General features: G+C 47.3%; 28 protein-coding genes. 27 read left to right on the plus strand and 1 reads right to left on the minus strand.

Features of this window, described 5'->3' with window-relative positions; all coding sequences use genetic code 11:
* Positions 1-3 precede the first annotated feature (3 nt).
* From NYE38_RS08115 to spoVM, 6 genes are all read left to right on the plus strand, one after another.
* Positions 4-765, plus strand: a complete 762-nt coding sequence (locus tag NYE38_RS08115) for a Stp1/IreP family PP2C-type Ser/Thr phosphatase (protein ID WP_017417762.1) — start codon at positions 4-6, stop codon at positions 763-765.
* A complete protein-coding gene (gene pknB / locus NYE38_RS08120; RefSeq protein WP_017417763.1) occupies positions 759-2,702 on the plus strand; it encodes a Stk1 family PASTA domain-containing Ser/Thr kinase in 1,944 nt (647 codons plus the stop codon). Before NYE38_RS08115 ends, pknB begins: the two co-directional genes overlap by 7 nt.
* A gap of 14 nt (positions 2,703-2,716) precedes the next feature.
* Positions 2,717-3,607: a ribosome small subunit-dependent GTPase A gene (rsgA, locus tag NYE38_RS08125; RefSeq protein WP_014417748.1), complete on the plus strand. Its 891-nt coding sequence runs from the start codon at positions 2,717-2,719 to the stop codon at positions 3,605-3,607.
* Between the two features lies 1 nt (position 3,608).
* Positions 3,609-4,259, plus strand: coding sequence for a ribulose-phosphate 3-epimerase (gene rpe, locus NYE38_RS08130; protein WP_014417749.1), 651 nt, complete (start codon positions 3,609-3,611; stop codon positions 4,257-4,259).
* A 68-nt stretch (positions 4,260-4,327) separates the two neighbouring features.
* The gene (locus tag NYE38_RS08135; protein ID WP_014417750.1) at positions 4,328-4,972 is read left to right on the plus strand and encodes a thiamine diphosphokinase; all 645 of its coding nucleotides are present in this window, start codon (positions 4,328-4,330) and stop codon (positions 4,970-4,972) included.
* 85 nt (positions 4,973-5,057) lie between these two features.
* The gene (spoVM, locus tag NYE38_RS08140; protein WP_003154329.1) at positions 5,058-5,138 is read left to right on the plus strand and encodes a stage V sporulation protein SpoVM; all 81 of its coding nucleotides are present in this window, start codon (positions 5,058-5,060) and stop codon (positions 5,136-5,138) included.
* Between the two features lie 77 nt (positions 5,139-5,215).
* Here the strand turns inward: spoVM and rpmB are convergent, their stop codons facing one another.
* Entirely contained in the window at positions 5,216-5,404 is a 189-nt protein-coding gene (gene rpmB, locus NYE38_RS08145) for a 50S ribosomal protein L28 (RefSeq protein ID WP_003154328.1), read from the minus strand.
* Positions 5,405-5,662: 258 nt separating this feature from the next.
* Between rpmB and NYE38_RS08150 the strand changes: the two genes are divergently transcribed.
* From NYE38_RS08150 to trmD, 21 genes are all read left to right on the plus strand, one after another.
* On the plus strand, positions 5,663-6,025 hold the full coding sequence (locus tag NYE38_RS08150; protein WP_003154327.1) for an Asp23/Gls24 family envelope stress response protein: 363 nt from the start codon (positions 5,663-5,665) through the stop codon (positions 6,023-6,025).
* A 15-nt stretch (positions 6,026-6,040) separates the two neighbouring features.
* On the plus strand, positions 6,041-7,708 hold the full coding sequence (locus NYE38_RS08155) for a DAK2 domain-containing protein (RefSeq protein ID WP_014417751.1): 1,668 nt from the start codon (positions 6,041-6,043) through the stop codon (positions 7,706-7,708).
* A gap of 142 nt (positions 7,709-7,850) precedes the next feature.
* Positions 7,851-8,513 carry an L-serine ammonia-lyase, iron-sulfur-dependent subunit beta gene (gene sdaAB, locus NYE38_RS08160; protein WP_017417764.1) on the plus strand — a complete coding sequence of 221 codons (663 nt, stop codon included), beginning with the start codon at positions 7,851-7,853 and terminating at the stop codon, positions 8,511-8,513.
* A gap of 20 nt (positions 8,514-8,533) precedes the next feature.
* A complete protein-coding gene (sdaAA, locus tag NYE38_RS08165) occupies positions 8,534-9,436 on the plus strand; it encodes an L-serine ammonia-lyase, iron-sulfur-dependent, subunit alpha (RefSeq protein ID WP_003154324.1) in 903 nt (300 codons plus the stop codon).
* Positions 9,414-11,462, plus strand: a complete 2,049-nt coding sequence (gene recG, locus NYE38_RS08170; protein WP_017417765.1) for an ATP-dependent DNA helicase RecG — start codon at positions 9,414-9,416, stop codon at positions 11,460-11,462. The genes sdaAA and recG overlap by 23 nt, the downstream gene beginning before the upstream one ends.
* 106 nt (positions 11,463-11,568) lie before the next feature.
* The gene (fapR, locus tag NYE38_RS08175; RefSeq protein ID WP_003154320.1) at positions 11,569-12,135 is read left to right on the plus strand and encodes a transcription factor FapR; all 567 of its coding nucleotides are present in this window, start codon (positions 11,569-11,571) and stop codon (positions 12,133-12,135) included.
* Between the two features lie 13 nt (positions 12,136-12,148).
* A complete protein-coding gene (gene plsX, locus NYE38_RS08180) occupies positions 12,149-13,147 on the plus strand; it encodes a phosphate acyltransferase PlsX (RefSeq protein ID WP_007409758.1) in 999 nt (332 codons plus the stop codon).
* An 18-nt stretch (positions 13,148-13,165) separates the two neighbouring features.
* The gene (gene fabD, locus NYE38_RS08185) at positions 13,166-14,119 is read left to right on the plus strand and encodes an ACP S-malonyltransferase (RefSeq protein ID WP_007409759.1); all 954 of its coding nucleotides are present in this window, start codon (positions 13,166-13,168) and stop codon (positions 14,117-14,119) included.
* Positions 14,112-14,852, plus strand: coding sequence for a 3-oxoacyl-[acyl-carrier-protein] reductase (gene fabG, locus NYE38_RS08190; protein ID WP_003154312.1), 741 nt, complete (start codon positions 14,112-14,114; stop codon positions 14,850-14,852). Before fabD ends, fabG begins: the two co-directional genes overlap by 8 nt.
* Before the next feature lie 84 nt (positions 14,853-14,936).
* Positions 14,937-15,170, plus strand: coding sequence for an acyl carrier protein (gene acpP, locus NYE38_RS08195; RefSeq protein ID WP_003154310.1), 234 nt, complete (start codon positions 14,937-14,939; stop codon positions 15,168-15,170).
* A 138-nt stretch (positions 15,171-15,308) separates the two neighbouring features.
* Positions 15,309-16,058 carry a ribonuclease III gene (gene rncS, locus NYE38_RS08200; RefSeq protein ID WP_014417754.1) on the plus strand — a complete coding sequence of 250 codons (750 nt, stop codon included), beginning with the start codon at positions 15,309-15,311 and terminating at the stop codon, positions 16,056-16,058.
* 101 nt (positions 16,059-16,159) lie between these two features.
* Positions 16,160-19,720, plus strand: a complete 3,561-nt coding sequence (gene smc, locus NYE38_RS08205) for a chromosome segregation protein SMC (RefSeq protein WP_017417767.1) — start codon at positions 16,160-16,162, stop codon at positions 19,718-19,720.
* Between the two features lie 19 nt (positions 19,721-19,739).
* Positions 19,740-20,729 carry a signal recognition particle-docking protein FtsY gene (gene ftsY, locus NYE38_RS08210; protein WP_003154301.1) on the plus strand — a complete coding sequence of 330 codons (990 nt, stop codon included), beginning with the start codon at positions 19,740-19,742 and terminating at the stop codon, positions 20,727-20,729.
* A gap of 83 nt (positions 20,730-20,812) precedes the next feature.
* The gene (locus NYE38_RS08215) at positions 20,813-21,583 is read left to right on the plus strand and encodes an aminoglycoside phosphotransferase family protein (RefSeq protein ID WP_017417768.1); all 771 of its coding nucleotides are present in this window, start codon (positions 20,813-20,815) and stop codon (positions 21,581-21,583) included.
* A 121-nt stretch (positions 21,584-21,704) separates the two neighbouring features.
* Positions 21,705-22,037 carry a putative DNA-binding protein gene (locus tag NYE38_RS08220; RefSeq protein WP_003154299.1) on the plus strand — a complete coding sequence of 111 codons (333 nt, stop codon included), beginning with the start codon at positions 21,705-21,707 and terminating at the stop codon, positions 22,035-22,037.
* Between the two features lie 13 nt (positions 22,038-22,050).
* On the plus strand, positions 22,051-23,391 hold the full coding sequence (gene ffh / locus NYE38_RS08225) for a signal recognition particle protein (RefSeq protein WP_007409763.1): 1,341 nt from the start codon (positions 22,051-22,053) through the stop codon (positions 23,389-23,391).
* A 105-nt stretch (positions 23,392-23,496) separates the two neighbouring features.
* Positions 23,497-23,769, plus strand: a complete 273-nt coding sequence (gene rpsP, locus NYE38_RS08230) for a 30S ribosomal protein S16 (protein WP_003154296.1) — start codon at positions 23,497-23,499, stop codon at positions 23,767-23,769.
* Positions 23,769-24,014, plus strand: a complete 246-nt coding sequence (locus NYE38_RS08235) for a KH domain-containing protein (RefSeq protein ID WP_007611392.1) — start codon at positions 23,769-23,771, stop codon at positions 24,012-24,014. The genes rpsP and NYE38_RS08235 overlap by 1 nt, the downstream gene beginning before the upstream one ends.
* Positions 24,015-24,104: 90 nt before the next feature.
* Positions 24,105-24,491: a YlqD family protein gene (locus NYE38_RS08240; protein WP_003154291.1), complete on the plus strand. Its 387-nt coding sequence runs from the start codon at positions 24,105-24,107 to the stop codon at positions 24,489-24,491.
* 4 nt (positions 24,492-24,495) lie between these two features.
* Positions 24,496-25,020, plus strand: a complete 525-nt coding sequence (rimM, locus tag NYE38_RS08245) for a ribosome maturation factor RimM (RefSeq protein ID WP_003154290.1) — start codon at positions 24,496-24,498, stop codon at positions 25,018-25,020.
* Positions 25,017-25,748 carry a tRNA (guanosine(37)-N1)-methyltransferase TrmD gene (trmD, locus tag NYE38_RS08250; protein ID WP_017417770.1) on the plus strand — a complete coding sequence of 244 codons (732 nt, stop codon included), beginning with the start codon at positions 25,017-25,019 and terminating at the stop codon, positions 25,746-25,748. The genes rimM and trmD overlap by 4 nt, the downstream gene beginning before the upstream one ends.
* Positions 25,749-25,762 lie beyond the last annotated feature (14 nt).

Here is a 25,762-nt window from a genome sequence, read left to right on the forward strand (position 1 = left end):
AGGTTGATTACAGCCTTGAAAACAGATACAGGTAAAGTCCGCCGGCATAATGAAGATGCGGCGGGCATTTTCACAAAAGAAGACGCGGTGCTTGCGGTTGTCGCCGACGGCATGGGCGGTCATCTTGCCGGAGATGTAGCGAGCAGGATGGCGGTTGCGGCGATGGAAGAGCAGTGGAACCGGACCGAAACGGTTCCTTCTCTGCCGTCTGCTTGCGAGGATTGGCTGAAAGACCGGATTCATGAGGCGAATGTCAAAGTACATGACCACGCTAAAGCGAATGAAGAATGCCGGGGAATGGGCACCACCGTTGTTTGCGCCTTATTCACCGGGAAGTTTGTCACTGTGGCTCATATCGGTGACAGCCGATGCTACCTGCTTCAAGATGGGGAATTCACTCAGCTGACTGAAGACCATTCGCTTGTGAATGAGCTGGTCAAGACGGGGGAAATTTCGAAAGAGGACGCCGAGCACCATCCGCGGAAAAATGTATTGACGAGAGCGCTGGGGACAGATGAAACCATCAGTTCCGACGCCCGTTCTTTTGAACTGTCTGACGGCGATCAGCTGCTTTTATGCTCTGACGGACTGTCAAATAAAATAGAAGATCACGAGATCAAACAAATGCTTCAAGCCGAATCTGATCCTCAGGAAAAAGTAGACCTTCTCATCAGCAAAGCGAATCAAAACGGCGGCGAAGATAACATCACGGCTGTGTTGATTGAGTTTTCCGCAGATGCAAAAGAGGGTGAAGACAAGTGCTAACCGGCAAGCGGATCAGCGGGCGTTATCATATCCTCCGGCCCATTGGCGGCGGCGGAATGGCAAACGTTTTTTTAGCTGAGGACATCATTCTCGAACGTGAAGTCGCAATTAAAATTCTGCGGTTTGACTTTGTGAATGACATTGATTTTATCAGGCGTTTCAGAAGAGAAGCACAGTCGGCATCAAGCCTCGATCATCCGAATATCGTCAGTATTTACGATATCGGGGAGGAAGGCGATATTTATTACATTGTCATGGAATATGTGGAAGGCATGACATTAAAGGAATACATAACCGCACACGGGCCGCTTCATCCGAAAGAAGCGCTGTCCGTTATGGAGCAGATCGTCTCGGCCATCGCCCATGCCCATCAAAACCATATCGTGCACCGGGATATTAAACCGCACAATATATTGATAGATCATTTAGGGCATATCAAGGTGACGGATTTCGGCATCGCCACAGCGCTTACGTCTACGACAATCACACATACGAATTCTGTGCTGGGCTCGGTTCATTATTTGTCTCCGGAGCAGGCGAGAGGCGGTCTGGCAACGAAAAAATCAGATATTTACGCGCTCGGCATCGTGCTGTTTGAGCTTTTAACAGGTAAGATCCCTTTTGACGGAGAATCAGCCGTCAGCATAGCGCTAAAGCATCTGCAAACAGAAACGCCTTCCGCCAGAAAGTGGAACCCTTCCATTCCGCAGAGCGTCGAAAACATTATTTTAAAGGCAACCGCTAAAGACCCGTTTCACCGCTATGAAAGCGCCGAGGACATGGAAGCGGACATCAGAACGGCTTTTGACGCCGGCAGGCTGAATGAACAAAAATTTTCCGTTCAGGATGATGAGGAAATGACAAAAGCCATTCCCGTTATTGCTGACGGCGCAAAAGCCGCGCCTCAGGCGGAAACGCCGGGGGAGACGGATGATAAGGAACAGCAGCCCGCCAAAAAGAAAAAACGGAAATGGCCGTGGGTTTTGCTGTCCGTCTGTTTCATTTTCATTATGGCGGCTGTTCTTGCTGTCACTGTGTTCCCGTCTTTATTTATGCCTAAAGATGTAAGCGTCCCCGACGTACGGGGCATGAAGTACGAAAAAGCGGAAGCACTGCTTGAAAAGAACGGGCTCCGGGCGGATCCTGATATAACGGACATTGAAGATGACAAAATAGAAGAGGAATTAATGGTCAAAACGGACCCAAAAGCGGGGTCTACCGTTAAAGAAGGCTCTTCTGTAAAACTGTACAAAAGCATCGGAAAACCGAAAACCCAGCTGATCGACGTGAAAGGGCGGCAGATCGGCGACGCAAAAAAAGCGCTGAAGGACAAAGGCTTCAAACATGTCAATGTCAAAGAAGAGAACGATGACAGCGAGGCCGGCACCGTAATTGATCAGGACCCGTCAGCCGGCACCGACATGGTCGGAAGCGACGATGAAGTCAATCTAACGGTCAGCCTCGGCCCGGCGGACGTTACGCTGAGGGACTTAAAGACTTACAGCAAAGAAGCGGCTTCAGGGTATCTTGAAGATAACGGCCTGCAGCTTGTTGAAAAACAAGCCCATTCAGATGACGTGCCAAAAGGACAAGTCATGAAGCAAGAGCCGGCAGCCGGCACTGCGGTTAAGCCGGGAAGTAATGTTGAAGTGACGTTCTCGCTCGGACCTGAAGAAAAACCGGCGAAAACGGTAAAAGAAAAAATCAGCATTCCTTACGAACCCGAACATGAAGGGGACGAGCTTGAAGTGCAAATCGCCATCGATGATAAGGACCACAGCATCTCTGATACGTATGACTCATTTAAAATAAAAGAGCCGACTGAAAAAACAATTGAACTGAAGATTGATCAGGGACAGAAGGGGTATTACCAAGTGATGGTCGATCATAAAGTCGTCAGCTACAAAACGATTGAATACCCGAAAGATAATGACTGACAAGGAGGGACCCTATGCCTGAGGGCAAAATTATAAAAGCGTTAAGCGGATTCTATTATGTCTTGGATGAATCACAGGACAAGATCATTCAATGCAGGGGCCGGGGCATTTTCAGAAAAAATAAAATAACGCCCCTGGTCGGCGATTATGCCGTTTATCAGGCTGAAAATGATAAAGAAGGCTACTTGCTGGAAATCAAAGAACGAACAAACGAGCTGATCAGGCCGCCGATTTCAAATGTCGATCAGGCCGTTCTCGTCTTTTCTGCCGTTCAGCCGGCGTTCAGCACGTCTTTATTGGACCGTTTTCTCGTCCTTGTGGAAGCCAACGGCATTCACCCGATCATCTGCATAACCAAAATGGACTTAGCTGCAGACGGGGAATCGAAAGAGGCGATACTTTCTTACGTGAAAGACTATCAGGGGATCGGTTATGACGTATATGTGACGTCATCAAAAGAAAACAGCGGTTTAACAGGCATTGTGAAACACTTCGAGAACAAAACGACGGTGTTTGCCGGTCAGTCGGGAGTCGGAAAATCTTCGCTTTTAAATGCGATCAGCCCGGAGCTTGAGCTGAAAACAAACGAGATTTCCGCGCATTTGGGACGCGGAAAACATACGACGCGCCATGTGGAGCTCATTCATACATCAGGCGGTCTGGTGGCGGATACTCCGGGGTTCAGTTCGCTTGAATTTACCGGCATTGAGGAAGATGAGCTGGGCAGCACGTTCCCTGAGATCAGAGAAATAAGCGCCTCTTGCAAATTCAGAGGCTGTCTGCATCTTAAGGAGCCGAAATGCGCGGTAAAGCAAGCGGTGGAAGAAGGAGAGATTCAGCCGTACCGTTATGAGCATTACAAAGAATTTATGCAGGAAATAAAAGAGAGAAAGCCGAGGTATTAATATGATTAAGGTTGCGCCATCAATTCTTTCCGCCGATTTTGCTTCACTGGGCGAGGAAATTAAAGACGTGGAAAAAGGAGGGGCGGACTATATCCATATTGATGTCATGGATGGCCATTTCGTCCCTAACATTACAATCGGGCCGCTTATCGTTGAAGCCGTCCGTCCGGTGACTGATCTGCCGCTGGATGTCCATCTTATGATTGAAAACCCGGACCGCTACATACCGGCATTCGCAAAAGCCGGCGCGGACATCCTTTCCGTTCATGCTGAAGCGTGTCCGCATCTTCACCGGACCATTCAATTGATAAAAGAGCAGGGGGTAAAAGCGGGAGTTGTGCTCAATCCGCATACGCCCGTCCAAATGATTGAACATGTGATCGAGGAACTTGACCTTGTGCTGTTAATGACGGTTAACCCCGGTTTTGGCGGCCAGCGCTTCATTCATTCGGTTCTGCCGAAAATCCGTCAGGTCAAACAGCTGGCTGAGGAGAAAGGCCTGTCTGAGCTTTTAATCGAGGTGGACGGAGGCGTTAATAAAGAAACAGCCCCTTTATGCGCTGAAGCGGGCGCCAATCTGCTTGTTGCCGGGTCTGCCGTATATAATCAGCCGGATCGGAAAAAAGCCATCGCTGACATCCGAAACGCGTAATAAACATGCTGAAAAAGAGCCCGGTGAAAGCCGCCGGCTCTTTTCGCGTCTAAGAGAGAGGAAAACATATGAAGACAATCAATATCGTTGCGGGCGGCCCGCGGGAACTTATTCCCGATCTATCCGAATACACAGACGGAGATACGACGTGGGTCGGAGTCGATAAAGGGACGGTTTCTCTTTTGGAAGCCGGAATCATTCCGCAGGAAGCTTTCGGTGATTTTGACAGCATTACGGAAGAGGAGCTCATGCAGATTCAAAAAGCGGCGCCGGCCCTCCATGTGTATCAGGCGGAAAAAGATTATACCGATCTTGAACTCGCCCTTGACTGGGCTTTACAAAAAGAACCGGAAACCATTCGGATGTTCGGTGTGACGGGCGGAAGAGCCGATCACTTTTTAGGGAACATCCAGCTGCTGTATAAAGCCTTACATAAGAATACCGATGTCGAGCTGATCGACCGGCAGAATGACATTCAGATGTTCGGGCCCGGCCGTTATACAATTGAAGAAAAAGCGCGCAGACGCTATATTTCTTTCATTCCATTTACGGAAGCGGCAGACGGCCTGACACTCGACGGTTTTAAATATCCCCTTGATAATTGTCATATTCCTCTGGGTTCCACACTATGTATTAGTAACGAACTCATTCATTCACGAGGTACTTTTTCGTTTGCAAAAGGCATATTAATAATGGTAAGGAGCGCGGATTAAAAAGCGGCTTCTGCCATATGCGGAAAAAACCATGAATCCTAAAGTGATGAACGCAGCGGATACGGGACTTATAGGAGGGGACAAAATGAAATTTTATACCATTAAATTGCCGAAGTTTTTAGGAGGAATTGTCCGGGCGATGCTGGGCTCATTTAGAAAAGAGTAAGCCCAAGAAGCTGAAATTGCCCTCTTTGAACGCATAAAAAACGCCTGCCGCATAAAAGGGCAGGCGTTCATTTTTGCTTATACACGCTCAACTTTACCGGATTTTAAAGCCCGGGCAGATACATACACTTTTTTAGGTTTGCCGTCAACGAGGATGCGGACCTTTTGAAGGTTGGCGCCCCAAGTACGCTTAGAAGCGTTCATTGCGTGAGAACGGTTGTTTCCGGCTTTTGTTTTTTTACCTGTAATAAAACATTTACGTGCCATTTGTTTCCCTCCTAACTGCGCGAAACATCTTTTCAAACATAGTTTCTCAGATGCTTTCGTTATACAATACTTTAAATAATTTACCACAGCTAAAAACCGTTTGCAACTATTGTTTCCCTTACTTTCAAGAAAAATCACTTGACATGTAAAACCAATCACATTTCCGCGCTGAAGGCCGCTGTCTGTATCTTTTCTTTTCATAATGGGATACATATAGTAGAATAATGATAACTCTATGCACCTGAAGGAGGAACCTGTGTGTCCATTGAAATGAAGACAAAATACGGACAGATTGATATATCCAACGAAGTCATCGCAATGGTTGCCGGAGGCGCTGCCATTGACTGTTACGGAATAGTGGGGATGGCCTCAAAAAACCAGATTAAAGACGGTTTGTCTGAAATCCTCCGGAGAGAGAACTTCGCAAAAGGCGTACATGTCCGTCAGGAAGCCGAACAAATACATATCGACATGTACATTATTGTCAGCTACGGCACTAAAATATCCGAAGTAGCCCACAATGTTCAGACGAAGGTAAAATACACAGTAAATCAAACAATCGGACTTGCAGTTGATTCTGTAAATATTTATGTCCAAGGCGTACGAGTAACGAACCCGTAGTGAGGAGGATGAGTATTGTCTAGACGAAACTTAGATGGGAGAGCTTTTGCGGCAATGATTCTGGCGGGGGCTGAGACATTGTCTCAAAACGCATCCGCGGTGGATGCGCTGAACGTGTTTCCCGTGCCTGACGGCGATACCGGAACAAATATGAATTTATCGATGTCATCCGGTGCAAGAGAGGTAGAGCACATTGACTCACCCGACATCGGCAAAGTCGGCATCGCCCTGTCAAAAGGCCTGCTTATGGGAGCGAGAGGAAACTCAGGGGTGATCTTGTCCCAATTGTTCAGAGGTTTCACAAAGAGCATTGAAAACAAAAACCAAATAGACGCCCAAGAATTTGCCGCAGCACTCCAAGCGGGAGTGGATATGGCATATAAGGCGGTCATGAAACCGGTTGAAGGAACGATTTTAACCGTGGCTAAGGATGCGGCTAAAAAAGCGGTCGCCTCGGCCAAAGAAGAAACCGATATTATTTCGGTCATGGAGGCCGTTATTGAAGAAGCGGAAGCGTCGCTGAACCGCACGCCGGATCTGCTTCCTGTTTTAAAGGACGTCGGTGTCGTTGACAGCGGCGGAAAAGGTCTGCTTTGTGTATATGAAGGCTTTTTGGCTGCTTTAAAAGGAGAGGCCGTACCGAAAAAAGCGGTTCTTCCGGCACTCGATGATATGGTGAATGCCGAGCATCATAAAAGCGCGCAAAGCATGCTGAGTACAGAAGACATTGAATTCGGATTTTGTACGGAAGTGATGGTGAGGCTGGATCAAGATAAACGGACGTTCAAGGAAGAGACGTTCAGAAACGAACTGAGCCGTTTCGGCGATTCATTGCTGGTCGTGGCTGATGATACGCTGGCGAAAGTCCATATTCATGCCGAAGAACCAGGGAACGTACTCAATCTCGCACAGCGTTACGGCGATTTGATTAAAATTAAAATTGAAAACATGAGGGAACAGCATACTTCAATCATCAGCCAAGAACATGATGAAAAAAAGCCGGCCGGCGTTATGAAAGAAGCCCGCAAGCCTTTTGGCATCGTGACTGTGGCAATGGGAGAGGGCATTTCTGAATTGTTTACGAGCATCGGCGCTTCACACGTAATCGAAGGCGGCCAGACAATGAATCCGAGCACGGAAGATATTGTTGAAGCCGTTCAGTCTGTCAATGCGGAGACGGTTTTCATTCTTCCGAACAATTCCAATATTGTGATGGCTGCCAATCAGGCGGCGAGCGTGGCTGAAGAAAATGTCATTGTCATTCCGGCAAAAACGGTCCCTCAAGGCATGACCGCCCTGCTTGCGTTTAACCCTGACCAGCCGGCTGACGTAAATGAAGCCAATATGCTTGAGGCCATCCGGAATGTGAAAAGCGGACAGGTGACATATTCAGTCAGAGACACCCATATTGACGGCAAAGATATTAAAAAAGGTGATTTTATCGGCATTTTAAACAGTTCAATTATCGGCAGCGCCGAAGATCGGATGAGTGCGGCAAAATTGCTGCTGGATGAAATGATCGGGGAAGAAGATGAAATTGTCACCATCTTGTACGGAGAGGACGCTCCGGAAGAAGAAGCTGAGAAACTCGCTGAGTATATTGCTAGCGTCTGTGAAGATATCGAGGTTGAAATCCATAACGGCAGACAGCCTCTGTATCCATATATATTTGCGGCAGAATAGAAGGGCTTATCAGGCCCTTCTATTCTTATGTCTTTATTTACCTGCGGCAGTGCGGCAGTGTGCCTGCTTGCCAATTGAGAAATGTTCAATTAGTCTAAAGAAAAGCGCTGAATGAAGTGATGTTAAGGAGGAACAAACCAGCATGAAGTATAGAAGCGTTTTTGATATTATCGGCCCGGTAATGATCGGTCCGTCCAGTTCACATACCGCAGGCGCCGCCCGGATCGGCAGAGTGGCCAGAAGCCTATTCAGGCGGGAGCCCCGCCGGATCATTGTGTCTTTTTACGGATCATTTGCGGAGACGTATAAGGGTCACGGCACTGATGTCGCGATTATCGGCGGCCTGCTTGATTTTGATACATTTGATGAACGGATTAAAACAGCGATTCAAATTGCGGAAGAGAAGGGCATATATGTAGAGTTCCGTACAGAGGATGCCGTGCCCGTTCATCCGAATACAGCGCGTATCGTCATTTCTGATGATGAGGGAGAGCTTGCCCTTACCGGTATTTCCATCGGCGGCGGAAAAATAGAAATCACGGAGCTCAACGGCTTTGAGCTGCGTCTTTCCGGAAACCATCCGGCTATTTTAGTCGTTCACAATGATAAATTCGGCACGATTGCAGGCGTTGCCAATGTGCTTGCGAAATTCTCCATCAACGTCGGACATATGGAAGTGGCGCGTAAGGACGTCGGCCAGCTTGCGCTGATGACGATTGAGGTCGATCAGAATATTGAAGAAGAAGTGCTTGACGAGCTTTCAACACTTCCTAATATTATACAGGTTACTAAGATAGCTGACTAAAAAGTCAGGAGGAAAATGACATGTTTCGTAATGTAAAAGAATTAATAGAAATCACTCAAGAAAAACAAATTCCGATTTCGGAAGTGATGATCACGCAAGAGATGGAAGTGACGCAAAAAACGCGGGAAGAAATCTTTCAAGGAATGGAGCGCAATCTCTCCGTCATGGAAGCAGCTGTTGAAAAAGGGCTGAAGGGCGTCACGAGTCAGACCGGTTTAACAGGCGGAGATGCCGTGAAACTTCAGGCATACATCCAATCGGGAAGAAGCCTGTCGGGCAATCTGATTTTAGACGCCGTTTCTAAAGCTGTCGCGACAAATGAAGTCAATGCGGCGATGGGAACGATCTGCGCTACACCGACCGCCGGCTCTGCCGGGGTCGTGCCGGGAACGTTATTCGCCGTAAAGCATAAGCTGAACCCTACGACAGAACAAATGATCCGTTTTCTGTTTACAGCCGGCGCGTTCGGTTTTGTCGTAGCAAACAATGCGAGTATTTCAGGAGCGGCAGGAGGCTGTCAGGCGGAAGTCGGGTCAGCATCAGGCATGGCAGCGGCTGCGATTGTGGAAATGGCGGGCGGAACGCCTCAGCAATCAGCGGAAGCAATGGCGATTACACTGAAAAATATGCTCGGTCTCGTATGTGACCCGGTCGCCGGATTGGTAGAAGTGCCGTGTGTCAAACGAAACGCAATGGGAGCATCCAACGCGATGATCGCGGCGGATATGGCGCTGGCCGGGATTACAAGCCGCATTCCTTGCGATGAGGTGATTGACGCGATGTACAAAATCGGCCAGACAATGCCGACAGCACTGCGTGAAACGGGACAAGGCGGTTTAGCCGCGACACCGACGGGAAGAGAATTAGAGAAAAAAATTTTCGGAGGAGCGCTGAAATCAAGTGACACACCATCAGCAAACTAGTATAGCGGAAATTAAGGGCATTGGGCCGGAAACAGAAAAAACATTGCACGAACTTGGTATCTATGACATTTCTGATCTTCTGAATTATTTCCCTTACCGTTATGACGACTATGAGCTGAGGGATTTAGAAGAAGTAAAACATGAAGAAAGAGTGACGGTAGAAGGGAAGGTTCATTCAGAACCTTCTCTTACCTATTACGGCAAAAAACGAAACAGGCTGACATTCAGGGTGCTTGTCGGCAATTATTTAATTACCGCGGTCTGCTTTAACCGTCCCTACTTAAAAAAGAAACTGACGTTAGGTTCTGTCGTCACGATATCGGGGAAATGGGATAAACACAGACAGACCGTTTCCGTGCAGGAATTAAAAAACGGTCCTCATCAAGAAGATAAAAGCATTGAGCCTGTTTATTCCGTTAAAGAAAACGTCACCGTAAAAATGATGAGACGGTTTATTAAGGAAGCGCTGCAGCATCATTTGGACAGTGCGGCCGATCCGCTTCCTGAAAAATTGAGAATCCGCTACAAGCTGCCTGATTACAAACATGCCCTGCAGACGATGCATCAGCCTGAAACGAGGGAATCGTTACAGCAGGCAAGACGCCGGTTTGTTTACGAGGAATTCTTATTATTTCAGCTGAAAATGCAGGCGTTCCGTAAAGCGGAAAGGGAACAGTCAAAAGGCATCAGCCATGTGTTTCCTGCTGAAAAGCTCGCTGCTTTCACAGACAGCCTGCCGTTTTCGCTCACAACCGCACAGACGCGCGTGCTTCGGGAAATTATCGCTGATATGACATCCCCTTACCGAATGAACCGTCTGCTGCAAGGTGATGTCGGTTCAGGGAAAACGGCCGTCGCCGCCATCGCTTTGTACGCTGCGATTCTGTCGGGGTATCAGGGGGCATTAATGGTGCCGACTGAAATTCTGGCCGAACAGCATGCAGATTCTCTCGTATCGTTGTTTGCAAATGAAGATGTAAATATCGCGCTTTTGACGAGTTCTGTAAAAGGAAAGCGGCGCAGGGAGCTTTTGGAGCGGCTTGCTCTCGGAGAGATTGATATTTTAGTAGGGACCCATGCTTTAATCCAGGACGAAGTGGAATTTAAAGCGCTGAGCCTTGTTATTACGGACGAGCAGCACAGGTTCGGAGTCGAACAGCGCAAAAAACTCAAGAATAAAGGTCAGGATCCGGATGTGCTGTTTATGACAGCCACTCCGATTCCGAGAACGTTGGCCATTACCGTCTTCGGAGAAATGGATGTTTCCGTGATAGATGAAATGCCCGCGGGGCGAAAACAAATCGAAACGTATTGGGTGAAACACGACATGCTGGAGCGGATTTTGGCTTTTATAGAAAAAGAGCTGAAACAGGGAAGGCAAGCCTATATTATCTGCCCGCTCATTGAAGAGTCGGATAAACTGGATGTGCAGAATGCGATTGACGTATATAACATGCTGTCTGACGTTTACCGCGGTAAATGGAATGTCGGCCTGATGCACGGGAAGCTCCATTCTGATGAAAAAGATCAGGTGATGAGAGAATTCAGCGCCAATCAATGTCAGGTACTTGTGTCAACAACCGTCGTAGAAGTCGGGGTGAACGTGCCGAATGCGACGATTATGGTCATCTATGACGCCGACCGTTTCGGATTATCTCAGCTTCATCAGCTCCGCGGCCGGGTCGGGCGGGGAGACCACCAATCTTTCTGTATCTTGATGGCCGATCCGAAATCCGAAACCGGGAAGGAACGGATGAGAATCATGTCAGAGACAAACGACGGCTTCGAGCTGTCTGAAAAGGACCTTGAACTGCGCGGCCCCGGGGATTTCTTCGGAAAAAAACAGAGCGGTATGCCCGAGTTCAAGGTGGCGGATATGGTTCATGACTACAGAGCTTTGGAGACGGCCCGCCAGGATGCGGCCAATCTGGTGTCTTCAGAGGCTTTTTGGAAAGATGACGAATACCGCATGCTGCGCGGCCAATTACTTTCAAGCGGCGTCCTAGAAGGGGAGAAATTAAGTTGATTCTGTAAAATTCGGCGGCTTTCAAAAAACAATCATTGCATTCCAATCTATGAGATTATATACTACTATTAGTACCTAGTCTTAATTGTCCGGATGGTGTTTACAGATGAGAAGAAGCAAGAAAGAACGCCAAAAATTATTGCAGCAGACGATCAAATCGACACCCTTCATCACAGATGAAGAATTAGCGGGGAAATTCGGCGTCAGCATTCAGACGATCCGTTTAGACCGCTTAGAGCTCTCAATACCGGAGCTGAGGGAAAGAATTAAAAACGTGGCAGAACAAACGCTTGATGATGAAGTGAAATCACTGTCTTTAGACGAAGTGATCGGTGAAATTATTGATCTGGAGCTTGACGGCCAGGCCATTTCCATATTAGAAGTAAGACGCGAACATGTCTTCAGCCGCAATCAAATTGCGCGGGGGCATCATTTGTTTGCGCAGGCGAACTCACTCGCCGTAGCCGTCATTGATGATGAGCTGGCGCTGACCGCAAGCGCAAATATCCGCTTTACAAGACAGGTGAAAGAAGGCGAGCGCGTCGTTGCGAAAGCCAAAGTGACGGCAGTCGAAAAAGAAAAAGGCAGAACGGTAGTTGAAGTCAACAGCTATGTGGGAGAAGAAGTCGTGTTCTCCGGCAGCTTTGACATGTACCGTTCAAAACAATCATAAAGGTGGAGCATGCATGAGAATAGCTGTAGATGCAATGGGAGGCGACAACGCACCCAAAGCTGTTATTGACGGAGTAATGAAGAGTATTGAGGCATTTGACGATCTTCATATTACGCTGGTCGGTGACAAGACAACGATAGAATCACACTTGCCAACAACATCAGACCGCATCACTGTGTTGCACGCCGATGAAGTGATTGAACCGACGGATGAACCGGTCCGCGCCGTACGCAGAAAGAAAAACTCTTCTATGGTGCTGATGGCGCAGGAAGTGGCTGAAAACAGAGCGGACGCCTGCATCTCAGCGGGGAATACAGGCGCACTCATGACAGCGGGACTGTTTATCGTCGGCAGAATTAAAGGAATCGACCGGCCTGCGCTTGCGCCGACGCTTCCGACCGTTTCAGGCGACGGTTTCCTTCTTTTGGACGTGGGAGCCAATGTCGATGCCAAACCGGAGCATCTCGTCCAGTACGGAATTATGGGATCTGTATATGCCCGGCAGGTTCTCGGAATCAGCTCGCCCCGCGTCGGCTTGTTAAATGTCGGCACGGAAGAAAAGAAAGGAAACGACCTGACAAAAAAGACGTTTGAATTATTAAAAGAAACAAACGTGAATTTTGTCGGAAACGTTGAGGCGAGAGACTTGCTCGAAGGTGCTGCTGACGTCATCGTCACAGACGGCTTTACGGGCAACGTCACGTTGAAAACATTGGAAGGTTCAGCGTTATCGATTTTCAAAATGCTGAAAGATACACTGACTTCAAGTTTTGTTTCTAAGCTCGCAGCGGGAGTGCTGAAGCCGAAGCTGATGGAAATGAAACTGAAAATGGACTATTCTGAGTACGGCGGGGCGAGTCTTTTCGGTTTGAAAGCGCCCGTCGTTAAAGCGCACGGCTCTTCTGACGCACGCGCTGTTTACCATGCGCTGCGCCAGGCGAGAGAAATGGTCAGCCAAAACGTGGCCGCATTTATAGAAGAAGAAGTAAAAGAAGAAAAAACAGATGAGTAGTCTGGAGGTTACCGCATCATGAGTAAGATTGCATTTTTATTTCCCGGACAGGGATCACAATATATCGGTATGGGAAAAGACCTGTACGAACGCGAAGAAGCGTCAAAACGTATTTTTGATGAAGCGGATGAAACGCTTGAAACAAAGCTGAGCTCGCTCATTTTTGAAGGTGACGCCGAAGAATTGACCCTTACATACAATGCGCAGCCCGCGCTGTTGACAACGAGCATCGCCGTATTGGAAAAGTTTAAAGAATCAGGCATCACCCCTGATTTCACCGCCGGCCACAGCCTCGGAGAATATTCGGCGCTTGTTGCGGCGGGAGCGATGACATTTAAAGATGCCGTTTACACGGTAAGAAAACGGGGAGAATTCATGAATGAAGCCGTGCCGGCCGGAGAAGGCGCCATGGCAGCTATTCTCGGAATGGATGCGGAGTCCTTGAAAAAGGTGACGGATCAAGTGACGGAAAACGGTCATCTCGTACAGCTTGCAAACCTGAACTGCCCCGGCCAGATCGTCATTTCCGGAACGGCAAAAGGCGTGGAGCTGGCTTCAGAGGAAGCGAAAAACAACGGAGCAAAACGGGCGATCCCATTAGAAGTAAGCGGACCGTTCCATTCTGAATTAATGAAGCCGGCAGCGCAAAAACTCGAGGAGGTGCTCAGCGCCTGTGAGTTGAAAAATGCGGCTGTTCCCGTGATTTCAAACGTTTCGGCTGACGTTATGACAGAAAAAGACGATATCAAGAAAAAACTGATCGAACAGCTGTATTCGCCTGTTCGCTTTGAAGAAACCATTAACAAACTGATTGACGAAGGCGTCACGACGTTTGTTGAAATCGGGCCCGGAAAAGTGCTTTCAGGCCTTGTGAAAAAAGTGAACCGCCGCCTTAAAACAATCGCGGTTTCTGACCATGAAACCATCGAACTGGCGATTCAAACGCTGAAGGAGGAGAATCAGGATGCTTAATGAAAAAACAGCAGTGGTAACGGGGGCGTCCCGCGGAATCGGGCGGGCGATCGCGCTTGATCTTGCGAAAAACGGCTGTAACGTAGTAGTCAACTACTCCGGGAATGAAGCGAAAGCGAACGAAGTCGTAGATGAGATCAAATCTTTGGGCCGAAACGCGATCGCGGTAAAAGCCGATGTATCAAATTCCGAAGAAGTACAAAACATGATGAAAGAGGCTGTCGCTGCATTTTCTTCAATCGACATTCTCGTGAACAATGCGGGGATCACAAAAGACAATCTTCTGATGAGAATGAAAGAAAATGAATGGGATGATGTCATTAACATTAACCTGAAAGGTGTATTCAACTGCACGAAAGCCGTTACAAGACAGATGATGAAACAGCGCTCCGGCCGGATTATCAACGTATCATCAATCGTCGGCGTCAGCGGAAACCCCGGCCAGGCGAACTATGTGGCGGCAAAAGCCGGTGTAATCGGCTTAACGAAGTCATCAGCCAAAGAGCTTGCGAGCCGCAATATTACGGTCAATGCCATTGCTCCGGGCTTTATTTCTACAGATATGACGGACAAGCTTTCTAAAGAAGTCCAAGATGAAATGCTGAAGCAGATTCCGCTCGCGCGTTTCGGTGATCCTTCCGATATCAGCAGCGTTGTTACGTTCCTTGCTTCTGAAGGATCGCGTTATATGACGGGCCAAACCCTTCATATTGACGGCGGAATGGTGATGTAAAGATTTGTTTTTAAAATTTCATCCTACTTTCTCTAGTTTTTTAAAAACGAATCCTCTATAATACTTGAGGGGAGGTGAATTGCTATGGCAGATACATTAGAGCGTGTAACGAAAATCATCGTAGACCGCCTTGGCGTTGATGAAGCTGACGTCAAACTTGAAGCTTCTTTCAAGGAAGACTTAGGTGCTGATTCCCTAGATGTAGTTGAGCTTGTTATGGAACTTGAAGACGAGTTTGATATGGAGATTTCTGACGAAGATGCTGAAAAGATTGCAACAGTCGGCGACGCTGTGAACTACATACAAAACCAGCAATAAGCTGATGCTAAAAGTCCCGCCTGACAGCGGGGCTTTAGCCCTTTAATCGTTCGGTTACCGGCGTCTGACGCTGTACGCGCTGCCGATTCCGTTTACGGCGGGGAGCGCGGTGAACCTGATGTGCCTATGGAGGTTACTATGTCAAAACACTCACATTTTAAAGATAAAAAAAAGTTCTATAAAAAAATAGAGCAATTTAAAGAGTTCCAAGAACGGATTTCGGTTCATTTTCAAAACGAGAAACTTTTGTATCAAGCATTTACACATTCATCTTATGTGAATGAGCATCGGAAAAAGCCGTATGAAGACAATGAAAGGCTTGAATTTTTAGGTGACGCTGTTTTGGAACTGACGATCTCCCAATTCTTATTTGCCAAATATCCGGCCATGAGTGAAGGAGATTTGACGAAGCTGAGAGCCGCTATCGTATGCGAGCCGTCACTCGTCTCACTTGCCCATGAATTGTCATTCGGCGATCTTGTTCTCTTGGGAAAAGGAGAAGAAATGACGGGCGGCAGAAAGCGTCCTGCGCTTTTAGCGGATGTGTTTGAAGCGTTTATCGGCGCACTGTATCTGGATCAGGGCCTTGAGCCGGTTCAGCAATTCCTGAAAGTGTACGTGTTCCCTAAAATAAACGATGGTGCTTTTTCTCATGTGATGGATTTCAAAAGCCAGCTTCAAGAATTTGTACAGCGGGACGGAAAAGGATCGCTTGAGTACAAAATTCTCAATGAAAAAGGGCCTGCCCACAACCGGGAATTCGAGGCGCTTGTCTCTCTTAAAGGTGAGGCGCTCGGTATCGGGAACGGACGTTCCAAAAAAGAAGCCGAGCAGCATGCGGCACAGGAAGCTCTTGCAAAAATGCAAAAACATCATACGAAACAATAAAATCCCCCTGTTTCCCTAGGGGGATTTCAGTATGTCTGCGCCTGATATAAGCGGGTGATTATGATAATATTGAGATACTTATACGATAAGGAGGATCTGGGATGTTCCTCAAACGTTTAGACGTTATAGGATTTAAATCATTTGCAGAACGGATATCCGTTGACTTTGTAAAAGGCGTCACGGCCGTTGTCGGTCCGAACGGCAGCGGAAAGAGCAACATTACCGAAGCCATCCGCTGGGTGCTCGGCGAACAATCAGCCCGCTCGCTTCGGGGCGGAAAAATGGAAGATATCATTTTTGCGGGAAGTGATTCGCGCAAGCGGCTGAACCTTGCCGAAGTCACGTTAACGCTTGATAATGAAGATCATTTTCTCCCGATCGATTACCACGAAGTCAGCGTGACGAGACGGGTGTACCGTTCCGGAGAAAGTGAATTTCTCATCAACAATCAGCAGTGCCGCCTGAAAGATATCATTGACTTATTTATGGACTCCGGGCTCGGGAAAGAAGCATTCTCTATTATCAGCCAGGGGAAAGTCGAAGAGATTCTCAGCAGCAAAGCGGAAGACCGCCGCAGTATTTTTGAAGAAGCGGCCGGCGTGCTGAAATATAAAACAAGAAAGAAAAAAGCGGAAAACAAACTGTTTGAGACGCAGGATAACTTAAACAGGGTGGAAGATATTCTCCACGAGCTTGAAGATCAGGTCGAACCGCTGAAAATCCAGGCTTCAATCGCCAAAGACTACTTAGAAAAAAAGAAAGAGCTTGAACATGTCGAAATCGCCCTTACCGCCTTTGACATCGAAGAACTGCATGGCAGATGGTCGGGTTTAAAAGAAAAGGTGCAGGCGGCAAAAGAAGAAGAATTGGCGGAATCATCGGCTCTGTCCGCAAAAGAAGCGATGATAGAAGAGACGAGAGATAAAATCCACGCGCTTGATGAATCCGTCAACGAACTGCAGCAGGTTCTGCTCGTGACAAGTGAAGAGCTGGAAAAGCTGGAAGGCCGGAAAGAAGTGCTGAAAGAGCGCAAAAAAAACGCCGCGCAAAACCGGGAACAGCTTGAGGAATCCGTTACACATTACACGAACAAAGAAGCCGAACTGAAAGCGGACATTGAAAAGCAGTCTGCCGTCTATGATAAACTTCGTGCGGAAGTGAAGCGGTTAAACGCCCAGGTGAAAGAAAAGCAGCAGGCTCTCAGTCTGCATAATGAAAATGTAGAAGAGAAAATCGAACAATTAAAAAGCGATTACTTTGAATTGTTAAACAGCCAGGCGTCGATTCGCAACGAGCTGCAGCTTTTAGATGATCAGATGTCCCAATCTGCGGTCCAGCAGGCGAGACTGACCGCAAACAATGAAAAATACCTTGAAGAACGTAACGATATTGCAGTCCGCAAAGCGGCGTGCGAAGAAGAATTGGCCGCCGTTGAAGAGGATATTCACAATCAGGTCGTCCGCTTTCGCGAAGTCCAGACAGCATATGAACAGAAAAAACGCCAGTATGAAAAGAAAGAATCAGCGCTGTATCAGGCATATCAATTCGTCCAGCAGGCCAGATCCAAAAAAGATATGCTTGAAACGATGCAAGGCGATTTTTCAGGATTTTACCAAGGCGTAAAAGAAGTGCTGAAGCAGAAAGAGCAGCTTGGCGGCATCCGCGGCGCCGTTCTCGAACTGATTGCCACCAAACAAAAATATGAAACGGCGATTGAGATTGCACTCGGCGCAGCGGCGCAGCACGTTGTCACAGACGATGAGCAGGCGGCGCGGAAAGCGATTCAATATTTAAAACAGAATTCCTTCGGCCGCGCGACGTTCCTGCCGCTTACGGTTATGAAACCGCGCCAGCTCCAAACCCGTGATGAACAGACGGCTCAGAAGCATCCGTCTTTCCTCGGCACAGCGAGCGGGCTTGTCACATATGATGCGGCGTATCGGAATGTCATTCAAAACCTTCTCGGCACCGTGCTGATCACTGAAGATTTAAAAGGCGCGAATGAACTGGCCAAGCTTCTCGGGCACCGCTACCGCATCGTGACGCTTGAGGGCGATGTCGTCAATCCAGGCGGATCAATGACAGGCGGCGCGGTCAAAAAGAAAAACAATTCTCTGCTCGGCAGAAGCCGCGAGCTTGAGACGGTGACTGCGCGGCTTGCCGAAATGGAAGAAAAAACAGCTCTGCTCGAAAAAGAGGTCAAAGCGCTGAAGCAGGCCATTCAAGAGCTTGAACATACGCTGAGCGGCCTCCGTGAAGACGGTGAAGCTTTCAGAACAAAGCAGCAGGATGTAAAAGGCAGGCTGTATGAACTCGAAGTTGCTGAAAAGAACATCAATACCCATCTGGAGCTTTACGATCAGGAGAAAGCATCACTGACGGAAAGCAGCCGGGAAAAAGAGACGCGCAAATCAGCTCTGGAAGAACAGCTGAGTGAGGCATCCGGCCAGCTGAAAGAGCTTGAGGAAGAGATGGAAAGGCTGACAAAACAAAAGCAGACCCTATCCTCAACAAAAGAAACGCTCTCTCATGAACTGACGGAATGTAAAGTGGCCGCTGCGAAAAAAGAACAGGCGTGCTCGAGTGAGGAAGACAATCTCAAAAGGCTGAAAAAAGAGCTTGAAGAAACGCAGCTCGCTCTGAAAGAAACACGGGAAGATTTAAGCCTCCTGACCTCAGAGATGACGTCCAGCACAAGCGGTGAGGAGCAGCTTGAAGAAGCAGCCCATCATAAGCTTCACGATAAAACGAGAACGATCGAATTGATCGCCAGCCGGCGCGACCAGCGTGTGAAGCTCCAGCGGGCGCTTGATACGAACGAGCTTGAGCTGAAAGAGATGAAGCGTCTGTACAAGCAAAAAACGGACATTCTGAAAGATGAAGAGGTAAAACTCGGCCGGATGGAAGTTGAGCTTGATAATCTCTTGCAATATTTACGCGAGGAGTACAGCTTATCCTTTGAAGGGGCAAAAGAACAATATCAGCTTGAACTCGAGCCTGAAGAGGCGAGAAAACGGGTCAAACTGATCAAGCTTTCAATTGAAGAGCTCGGAACGGTCAATCTCGGCAGCATCGATGAATTTGAAAGAGTAAACGAACGGTATCAGTTTTTAACAGAGCAGAAAAATGACCTGACGGAAGCGAAAAACACACTGTTTCAAGTCATTGAAGAAATGGATTCTGAAATGACGAAGCGATTCCATGAAACGTTTATCCAGATCCGTTCTCAATTCAACGATGTGTTCCGTTCTTTATTCGGAGGAGGACGGGCTGAACTGAAGCTGACTGATCCGAATGATCTTCTTAATTCCGGGGTGGACATTATCGCGCAGCCTCCGGGCAAAAAACTGCAAAACTTAAATCTTTTGTCAGGGGGAGAACGGGCGCTGACTGCCATTGCCCTTTTATTCTCTATTCTGAAAGTAAGGCCCGTGCCGTTCTGCGTCCTTGATGAAGTGGAAGCTGCGCTTGATGAAGCCAATGTATTCAGGTTTGCGCAATATTTAAAAAAATACAGCGGCGACAGCCAGTTTATCGTCATCACCCACAGAAAAGGCACCATGGAAGAAGCGGATGTCCTCTACGGTGTTACGATGCAGGAATCCGGCGTTTCCCGAATGGTTTCGGTCAAACTGGAAGAAACAAAAGAATTCGTTCAGTAACGAGGAAAGAGGTTGAAAGATGAGCTTTTTTAAAAAATTAAAAGAGAAAATCACGAAACAGACAGACTCCGTCTCTGAAAAATTTAAAGATGGTCTTGAAAAAACAAGAAATTCCTTCTCAAATAAAGTGAACGAACTCGTCTCCCGCTACCGGAAAGTCGACGAGGATTTCTTCGAGGAGCTTGAGGAAGTGCTGATTGGCGCTGACGTAGGTTTTACAACCGTCATGGAGCTGATTGATGAGCTCAAGAAAGAAGTGAAGCTGAAAAACATCCAGGATCCTCAGGAAGTGCAGTCCGTCATTTCTGAAAAGCTTGTCGACATTTATAACAGCGGTGACGAACAGATTTCTGAATTAAATATTCAGGACGGGCGCCTGAACGTTATTCTGCTTGTCGGGGTAAACGGCGTCGGAAAAACGACAACGATCGGAAAGCTTGCCCATAAGCTGAAGAATGAAGGCAAATCGGTTGTGCTCGCTGCCGGAGACACCTTCAGAGCCGGGGCGATTGAACAGCTTGAAGTGTGGGGAGAGCGTACAGGCGTGCCTGTCATTAAGCAGGCTGCCGGAAGCGACCCTGCGGCGGTTATTTATGATGCCGTACACGCGGCTAAAGCAAGAGGAGCGGATGTGCTGATTTGTGATACGGCCGGCCGCCTTCAGAATAAAGTTAACTTAATGAAAGAGCTTGAAAAGGTCAAACGCGTCATCGAACGCGAAGTGCCTGAGGCTCCGCATGAGGTTCTCCTCGCGCTTGACGCGACGACAGGTCAGAATGCGATGGCGCAGGCGAAAGAATTCTCCAAAGCGACGAATGTGACGGGTATCGCATTAACGAAGCTTGACGGCACCGCAAAAGGCGGTATCGTCCTGGCGATCCGCAATGAGCTTCACATCCCCGTGAAACTGGTCGGCCTCGGAGAAAAGGTTGACGATCTCCAGCGGTTTGATGCAGAATCTTACGTATACGGTCTCTTTTCGGATTTAGTTGAAAAAGCCGAGGATTAATGAATAAAAAACGAGTATAAAATGGACGGTTTTATACTCGTTTTTTTATACGCATTGATAGATCGGAATGGAGGGGGCAATTGTTGGACAAATGGCTGAAAGCTGAATTGGAAAGTAAGATCGGCGCGATAAACCATATGTCGCTGTTGGATGAACAGGGAGGCACTTCAACCGTTCGAAAAATAGTGACCGGTCAAGACGCATTTCTGCTGAAAAGTTCTTTTCAACAGAAGTATCGGGAATGGTTAATGAGAGAAGCCTTCGTTTTACAAAAACTGACGGAAACTCGTCGTCTGCCTGTTCCTGTTTATTATGGGATGATACAGGAACAGCATGCCAGCCATATCATCATGTCATTTGAGGATGGAATCACCCTGACTTCGGCTTTAAGAAAAGCAAAAGGGGATACTGAAAAGAAAAAGCTGATCAAAAGTTTCGGCCGGTTTCTGCAACGGCTGCATGAAACCGAAATGGTCCCTGGTTTACAGCCGGAAACAGACTGGCTCGATCTGCAAATCAAACGAGCCGGGGAATATGTCAAAAAAGGGCAGGCTGAAGGAAGTGCAGAGCTTTTGAAGGAATTGGACAGGTACAGGCCTGTTCCTGTTCAGCAGACAATGATTCACGGTGACTGCCCGACTGATAATGTGCTGGTGAAAGACGGAGAGGTCTATCTGTTTATCGATGCTGCGGGAATATCGGCGGGAGATCCGCGATATGATGAATCATTAGCGATCAGTCATTTTGTCACAAATGAAGCATGCCTCAATGCTTTTTACGAAGGCTATTGCCGCTACCGTGTATCAAAACAAGAATTCGAGTATTTTAACGACGGTCTATATGAATTTTTTTGAAAAAACTTATGATGTAAAAAGAGCATCATGCTTTGACAAGATAAAAACTTGACACACGCTCTGAAACCATGTAAACTAAGTTTTTGTAAAGGGATTTGACTTAACAAAGGGGAGAGCTCAAATGTCGCTCGAAAAAACGACGAGAATGAACTATTTATTTGACTTCTATCAGTCGTTGCTGACGTCAAAACAAAAGAGCTATATGTCGCTTTATTATCTGGACGATTTCTCCCTTGGTGAAATAGCCGAAGAGTATGACGTTTCAAGGCAAGCCGTTTACGATAACATCAAACGGACTGAAGCGATGCTTGAACAATATGAAGAAAAACTGCTCCTTTTTAAAAAGTTTCAGGAGCGTAAAGAAATGTTTACAAAGCTGAAAGAGCTTGCTTCCGGGTTGCAGGAAGAGGAAAAAATGACGGCTCTGATTGAAGCGCTTGAGAAATTAGATTAGGAGGCGGCAAACAATGGCATTTGAAGGATTAGCCGACCGACTGCAAAAGACGATTTCAAAAATCCGCGGAAAAGGAAAAGTCAGCGAACAAGACGTAAAAGAGATGATGCGTGAAGTTCGTCTTGCGCTTCTTGAGGCTGACGTTAACTTTAAAGTCGTAAAGGATTTTGTGAAAAAAGTAAGTGAACGGGCTGTCGGACAGGACGTCATGCAGAGTCTGACACCCGGTCAGCAGGTTATTAAAGTCGTAAAAGAAGAGCTTACCGAGCTGATGGGCGGCGAAGAAAGCAAAATTGCCGTCGCCAAACGCCCGCCGACCGTTATTATGATGGTCGGGCTCCAAGGTGCCGGTAAAACGACAACCACGGGGAAGCTTGCCAACCTGCTGCGCAAAAAACATAACCGCAAACCGCTGCTCGTGGCTGCGGATATTTATCGCCCCGCCGCGATTAAACAGCTGGAAACCCTGGGGAAACAGCTTGATATGCCGGTCTTTTCGCTTGGCGATCAGGTCAGCCCGGTGGAAATTGCCAGACAGGCGATTGAAAAAGCGAAGGAAGAGCATCATGATTATGTGATTTTAGATACCGCCGGACGGCTGCATATCGATCATGAACTGATGGATGAGCTCTCCGGCGTAAAGGAAGTCGCAAATCCTGAGGAAATTTTCCTTGTCGTCGACTCAATGACCGGTCAGGATGCGGTAAACGTCGCCAAAAGCTTTAATGACCAGCTCGGTTTAACGGGTGTCATTTTAACAAAGCTTGACGGGGATACCCGCGGAGGTGCGGCGCTTTCTATCCGCGCGGTCACCGAAACGCCGATTAAATTCGCCGGAATGGGAGAAAAGCTCGATGCTCTTGAAGCGTTCCATCCTGAACGGATGGCATCCCGGATTCTCGGAATGGGTGACGTGCTGACGCTGATTGAAAAAGCTCAGGCGACCGTTGATGAAGACAAAGCCAAAGAGCTTGAGCAGAAAATGAGAACGATGAGCTTCACATTGGATGATTTTCTGGAGCAGCTCGGCCAGGTCCGAAACATGGGGCCTCTTGACGAACTGCTGCAAATGATGCCCGGCGCAGGCAAAATGAAAGGCTTAAAAAACATCCAAGTCGATGAAAAACAGCTGAATCATGTGGAAGCGATCATTAAATCAATGACTGTTCTTGAAAAAGAACAGCCGGATATCATTAACGCCAGCCGGCGGAAGCGGATTGCCAAAGGAAGCGGAACATCCGTTCAGGAAGTCAACCGTCTTTTAAAGCAGTTTGAGGAAATGAAAAAAATGATGAAGCAGATGACCAACATGACAAAAGGGAAGAAAAAAGGCTTTAAATTACCTTTTATGTAATCGGTTATACATGATAAAACCGTTGTTAAGAAAAAACACTTTACAAACACTTTTATCATTGTTAATATACTATCTTGTTGAAATATTTTCGGAGGTGCTAGTAAAATGGCAGTAAAAATTCGTTTAAAACGTATGGGAGCAAAAAAATCTCCTTTCTATCGTATTGTTGTAGCAGATTCTCGTTCACCGCGTGACGGCCGTTTCATCGAAACAGTCGGCACATACAACCCGGTTGCAAAGCCGGCTGAAGTGAAAATCAACGAAGAGCTTGCTCTTAAATGGCTTCAAACAGGAGCTAAACCTTCTGATACAGTCCGCAACTTGTTCTCAAGCCAAGGAATTATGGAAAAATTCCACAACGCTAAACAAGGCAAGTAATGACTGATCAGAACTTGGAAGATTTGATTGTCAGCATTGTGGCTCCGCTTGTCGACCATCCGGAAGACATAACGGTCACAAAGGAAGAGACTGATCAAAAGATTGCGCTGCGCTTATCTGTCAATAAGTCAGATACCGGTAAAATTATCGGAAAGCAAGGCCGGACTGCAAGAGCGATTCGAACCGTCGTTTTTGCAGCTGGCGCACAGTCTTCTAAGAAAGTTCAATTTGAAATATTTGACTGAAAAAGGGAGAGGGCCGGCACCTCCCCTTTTTTTACACGTAAAAAAGGCAAATGAACAGAAATATGTTGGAAGAGTGGGGAGTCTGGTCCTATGCAGATTATTCACAGGGTAACCGTTATGCAGGTTCTGACCGAGCAAAGCAAGGAAAAGCTTTTGGCCTCTTTTGCAGAAAAAAAGCAAACGCTTGAACGAGAATGCAGCCAGCTCTATTTTCAGCTTAGAAAACATGAAAAAGATCAGCAGAATCCCGATGTAGCAGAATCTTTTAAAAAAGCCATTGAAAAAAGACAAGACAAAATCAAAATGATCGATTTCCAAATAAGCCAGACAGAGTCGCTCCCGCTTGGAAGCGAAGTGAAGGAAAAGGAGATCGATGCGCTGCTTTCAATCAATGTCGGTGATAACTGGCATGAAAAAACAGCGGCAAATACCATCGTCATAAAAGACGGGGTAGTAATTGAAATCCGCCCGAGGTGATAATATGACAAACAGATGGTTTAATGTAGGCAAAATTGTAAATACCCACGGCATTAAAGGCGAAGTGCGGGTCATTTCTAAAACGGACTTTGCCGAAGAACGGTACAAGCCCGGCAATACGCTCTATTTGTTTGCGGAAGGGGCTGCGGAGCCAATCAAAGTAACGGTCAGCGCCCACAGGCTTCACAAACAGTTTCACCTGCTGCAATTCAAAGAAATGCCGAGTCTCAATGAAGTCGAACACTTAAGAAACATGGTGATCAAAGTCCCTGAAGAAGACTTGGGAGAGCTTGAAGAAGATGAATTTTATTTTCATGAAATCATCGGCTGCGAGGTTGTGTCAGAAGACGGGGAACTGATCGGCACAGTGAAGGAAATCTTGACGCCCGGGGCTAATGACGTATGGGTGGTTGCAAGAAAAGGCAAAAAAGATGCGCTCATTCCGTATATTGCTTCTGTGGTAAAGGATATTAATATAAATGAGAAGAAAATTAAGATTCATGTAATGGAAGGGTTAATAGACGAATGAAAATCGACTTTTTAACACTGTTTCCCGAAATGTTTCAAGGGGTGCTCGGCTCCTCCATTCTGCAAAAAGCACAGGAAAAAGAGGCTGTCCGTTTTGACGTCATCAATTTCCGGGCTTTTTCGGATAATAAACACCAAACAGTTGATGATTACCCGTACGGCGGGGGAGCCGGAATGGTGTTAAAGCCGCAGCCCGTATTTGATGCGGTTGAAAAGCTGACAGCCGGTACGGACGCCAAGCCGCGCATTATTCTCGTCTGCCCGCAAGGTGAGCGTTATACGCAGAAGAAAGCCGAGGAGCTGGCGGAAGAGGAACATCTCATGTTTATTTGCGGACATTATGAAGGGTATGATGAACGGATCCGGGAACATCTTGTCACTGATGAAATCTCCGTCGGGGATTTTGTGCTGACCGGGGGAGAGCTCCCTGCCATGATGATTGCCGACAGCGTTGTCAGGCTTTTGCCGGGCGTCCTCGGAAAAGAAGCATCCCACGTGGAGGATTCCTTCAGCACGGGGCTTTTAGAGCACCCGCACTATACGAGACCCGCAGATTATAAAGGCTTAAAAGTGCCCGAGACCCTTCTGTCCGGCAACCATGCCAAAATACAAGAATGGCGCAATAAAGAATCAATCAGAAGAACCTTTTTAAGACGTCCGGATCTTCTTGAAAACTATCCTCTCACTGATGAGCAAAGAAAATGGATTTCCGAGTGGGAAAACGAATAGATTCTATTGCGCAG

The organism is Bacillus sp. EU63, from assembly GCF_038592915.1.
Classification (GTDB): domain Bacteria; phylum Bacillota; class Bacilli; order Bacillales; family Bacillaceae; genus Bacillus; species Bacillus velezensis.

Coding starts and splice junctions, on each gene's coding strand:
- rsgA (WP_014417748.1), top strand. CDS start 2,717: ATGCCTGAGGGCAAAATTATAAAAGCGTTAAGCGGATTCTATTATGTC.
- rpe (WP_014417749.1), top strand. CDS start 3,609: ATGATTAAGGTTGCGCCATCAATTCTTTCCGCCGATTTTGCTTCACTG.
- NYE38_RS08135 (WP_014417750.1), top strand. CDS start 4,328: ATGAAGACAATCAATATCGTTGCGGGCGGCCCGCGGGAACTTATTCCC.
- spoVM (WP_003154329.1), top strand. CDS start 5,058: ATGAAATTTTATACCATTAAATTGCCGAAGTTTTTAGGAGGAATTGTC.
- rpmB (WP_003154328.1), bottom strand. CDS start 5,404: ATGGCACGTAAATGTTTTATTACAGGTAAAAAAACAAAAGCCGGAAAC.
- sdaAB (WP_017417764.1), top strand. CDS start 7,851: ATGAAGTATAGAAGCGTTTTTGATATTATCGGCCCGGTAATGATCGGT.
- sdaAA (WP_003154324.1), top strand. CDS start 8,534: ATGTTTCGTAATGTAAAAGAATTAATAGAAATCACTCAAGAAAAACAA.
- fapR (WP_003154320.1), top strand. CDS start 11,569: ATGAGAAGAAGCAAGAAAGAACGCCAAAAATTATTGCAGCAGACGATC.
- plsX (WP_007409758.1), top strand. CDS start 12,149: ATGAGAATAGCTGTAGATGCAATGGGAGGCGACAACGCACCCAAAGCT.
- fabD (WP_007409759.1), top strand. CDS start 13,166: ATGAGTAAGATTGCATTTTTATTTCCCGGACAGGGATCACAATATATC.
- fabG (WP_003154312.1), top strand. CDS start 14,112: ATGCTTAATGAAAAAACAGCAGTGGTAACGGGGGCGTCCCGCGGAATC.
- acpP (WP_003154310.1), top strand. CDS start 14,937: ATGGCAGATACATTAGAGCGTGTAACGAAAATCATCGTAGACCGCCTT.
- rncS (WP_014417754.1), top strand. CDS start 15,309: ATGTCAAAACACTCACATTTTAAAGATAAAAAAAAGTTCTATAAAAAA.
- smc (WP_017417767.1), top strand. CDS start 16,160: ATGTTCCTCAAACGTTTAGACGTTATAGGATTTAAATCATTTGCAGAA.
- ftsY (WP_003154301.1), top strand. CDS start 19,740: ATGAGCTTTTTTAAAAAATTAAAAGAGAAAATCACGAAACAGACAGAC.
- NYE38_RS08220 (WP_003154299.1), top strand. CDS start 21,705: ATGTCGCTCGAAAAAACGACGAGAATGAACTATTTATTTGACTTCTAT.
- ffh (WP_007409763.1), top strand. CDS start 22,051: ATGGCATTTGAAGGATTAGCCGACCGACTGCAAAAGACGATTTCAAAA.
- rpsP (WP_003154296.1), top strand. CDS start 23,497: ATGGCAGTAAAAATTCGTTTAAAACGTATGGGAGCAAAAAAATCTCCT.
- NYE38_RS08235 (WP_007611392.1), top strand. CDS start 23,769: ATGACTGATCAGAACTTGGAAGATTTGATTGTCAGCATTGTGGCTCCG.
- NYE38_RS08240 (WP_003154291.1), top strand. CDS start 24,105: ATGCAGATTATTCACAGGGTAACCGTTATGCAGGTTCTGACCGAGCAA.
- rimM (WP_003154290.1), top strand. CDS start 24,496: ATGACAAACAGATGGTTTAATGTAGGCAAAATTGTAAATACCCACGGC.
- trmD (WP_017417770.1), top strand. CDS start 25,017: ATGAAAATCGACTTTTTAACACTGTTTCCCGAAATGTTTCAAGGGGTG.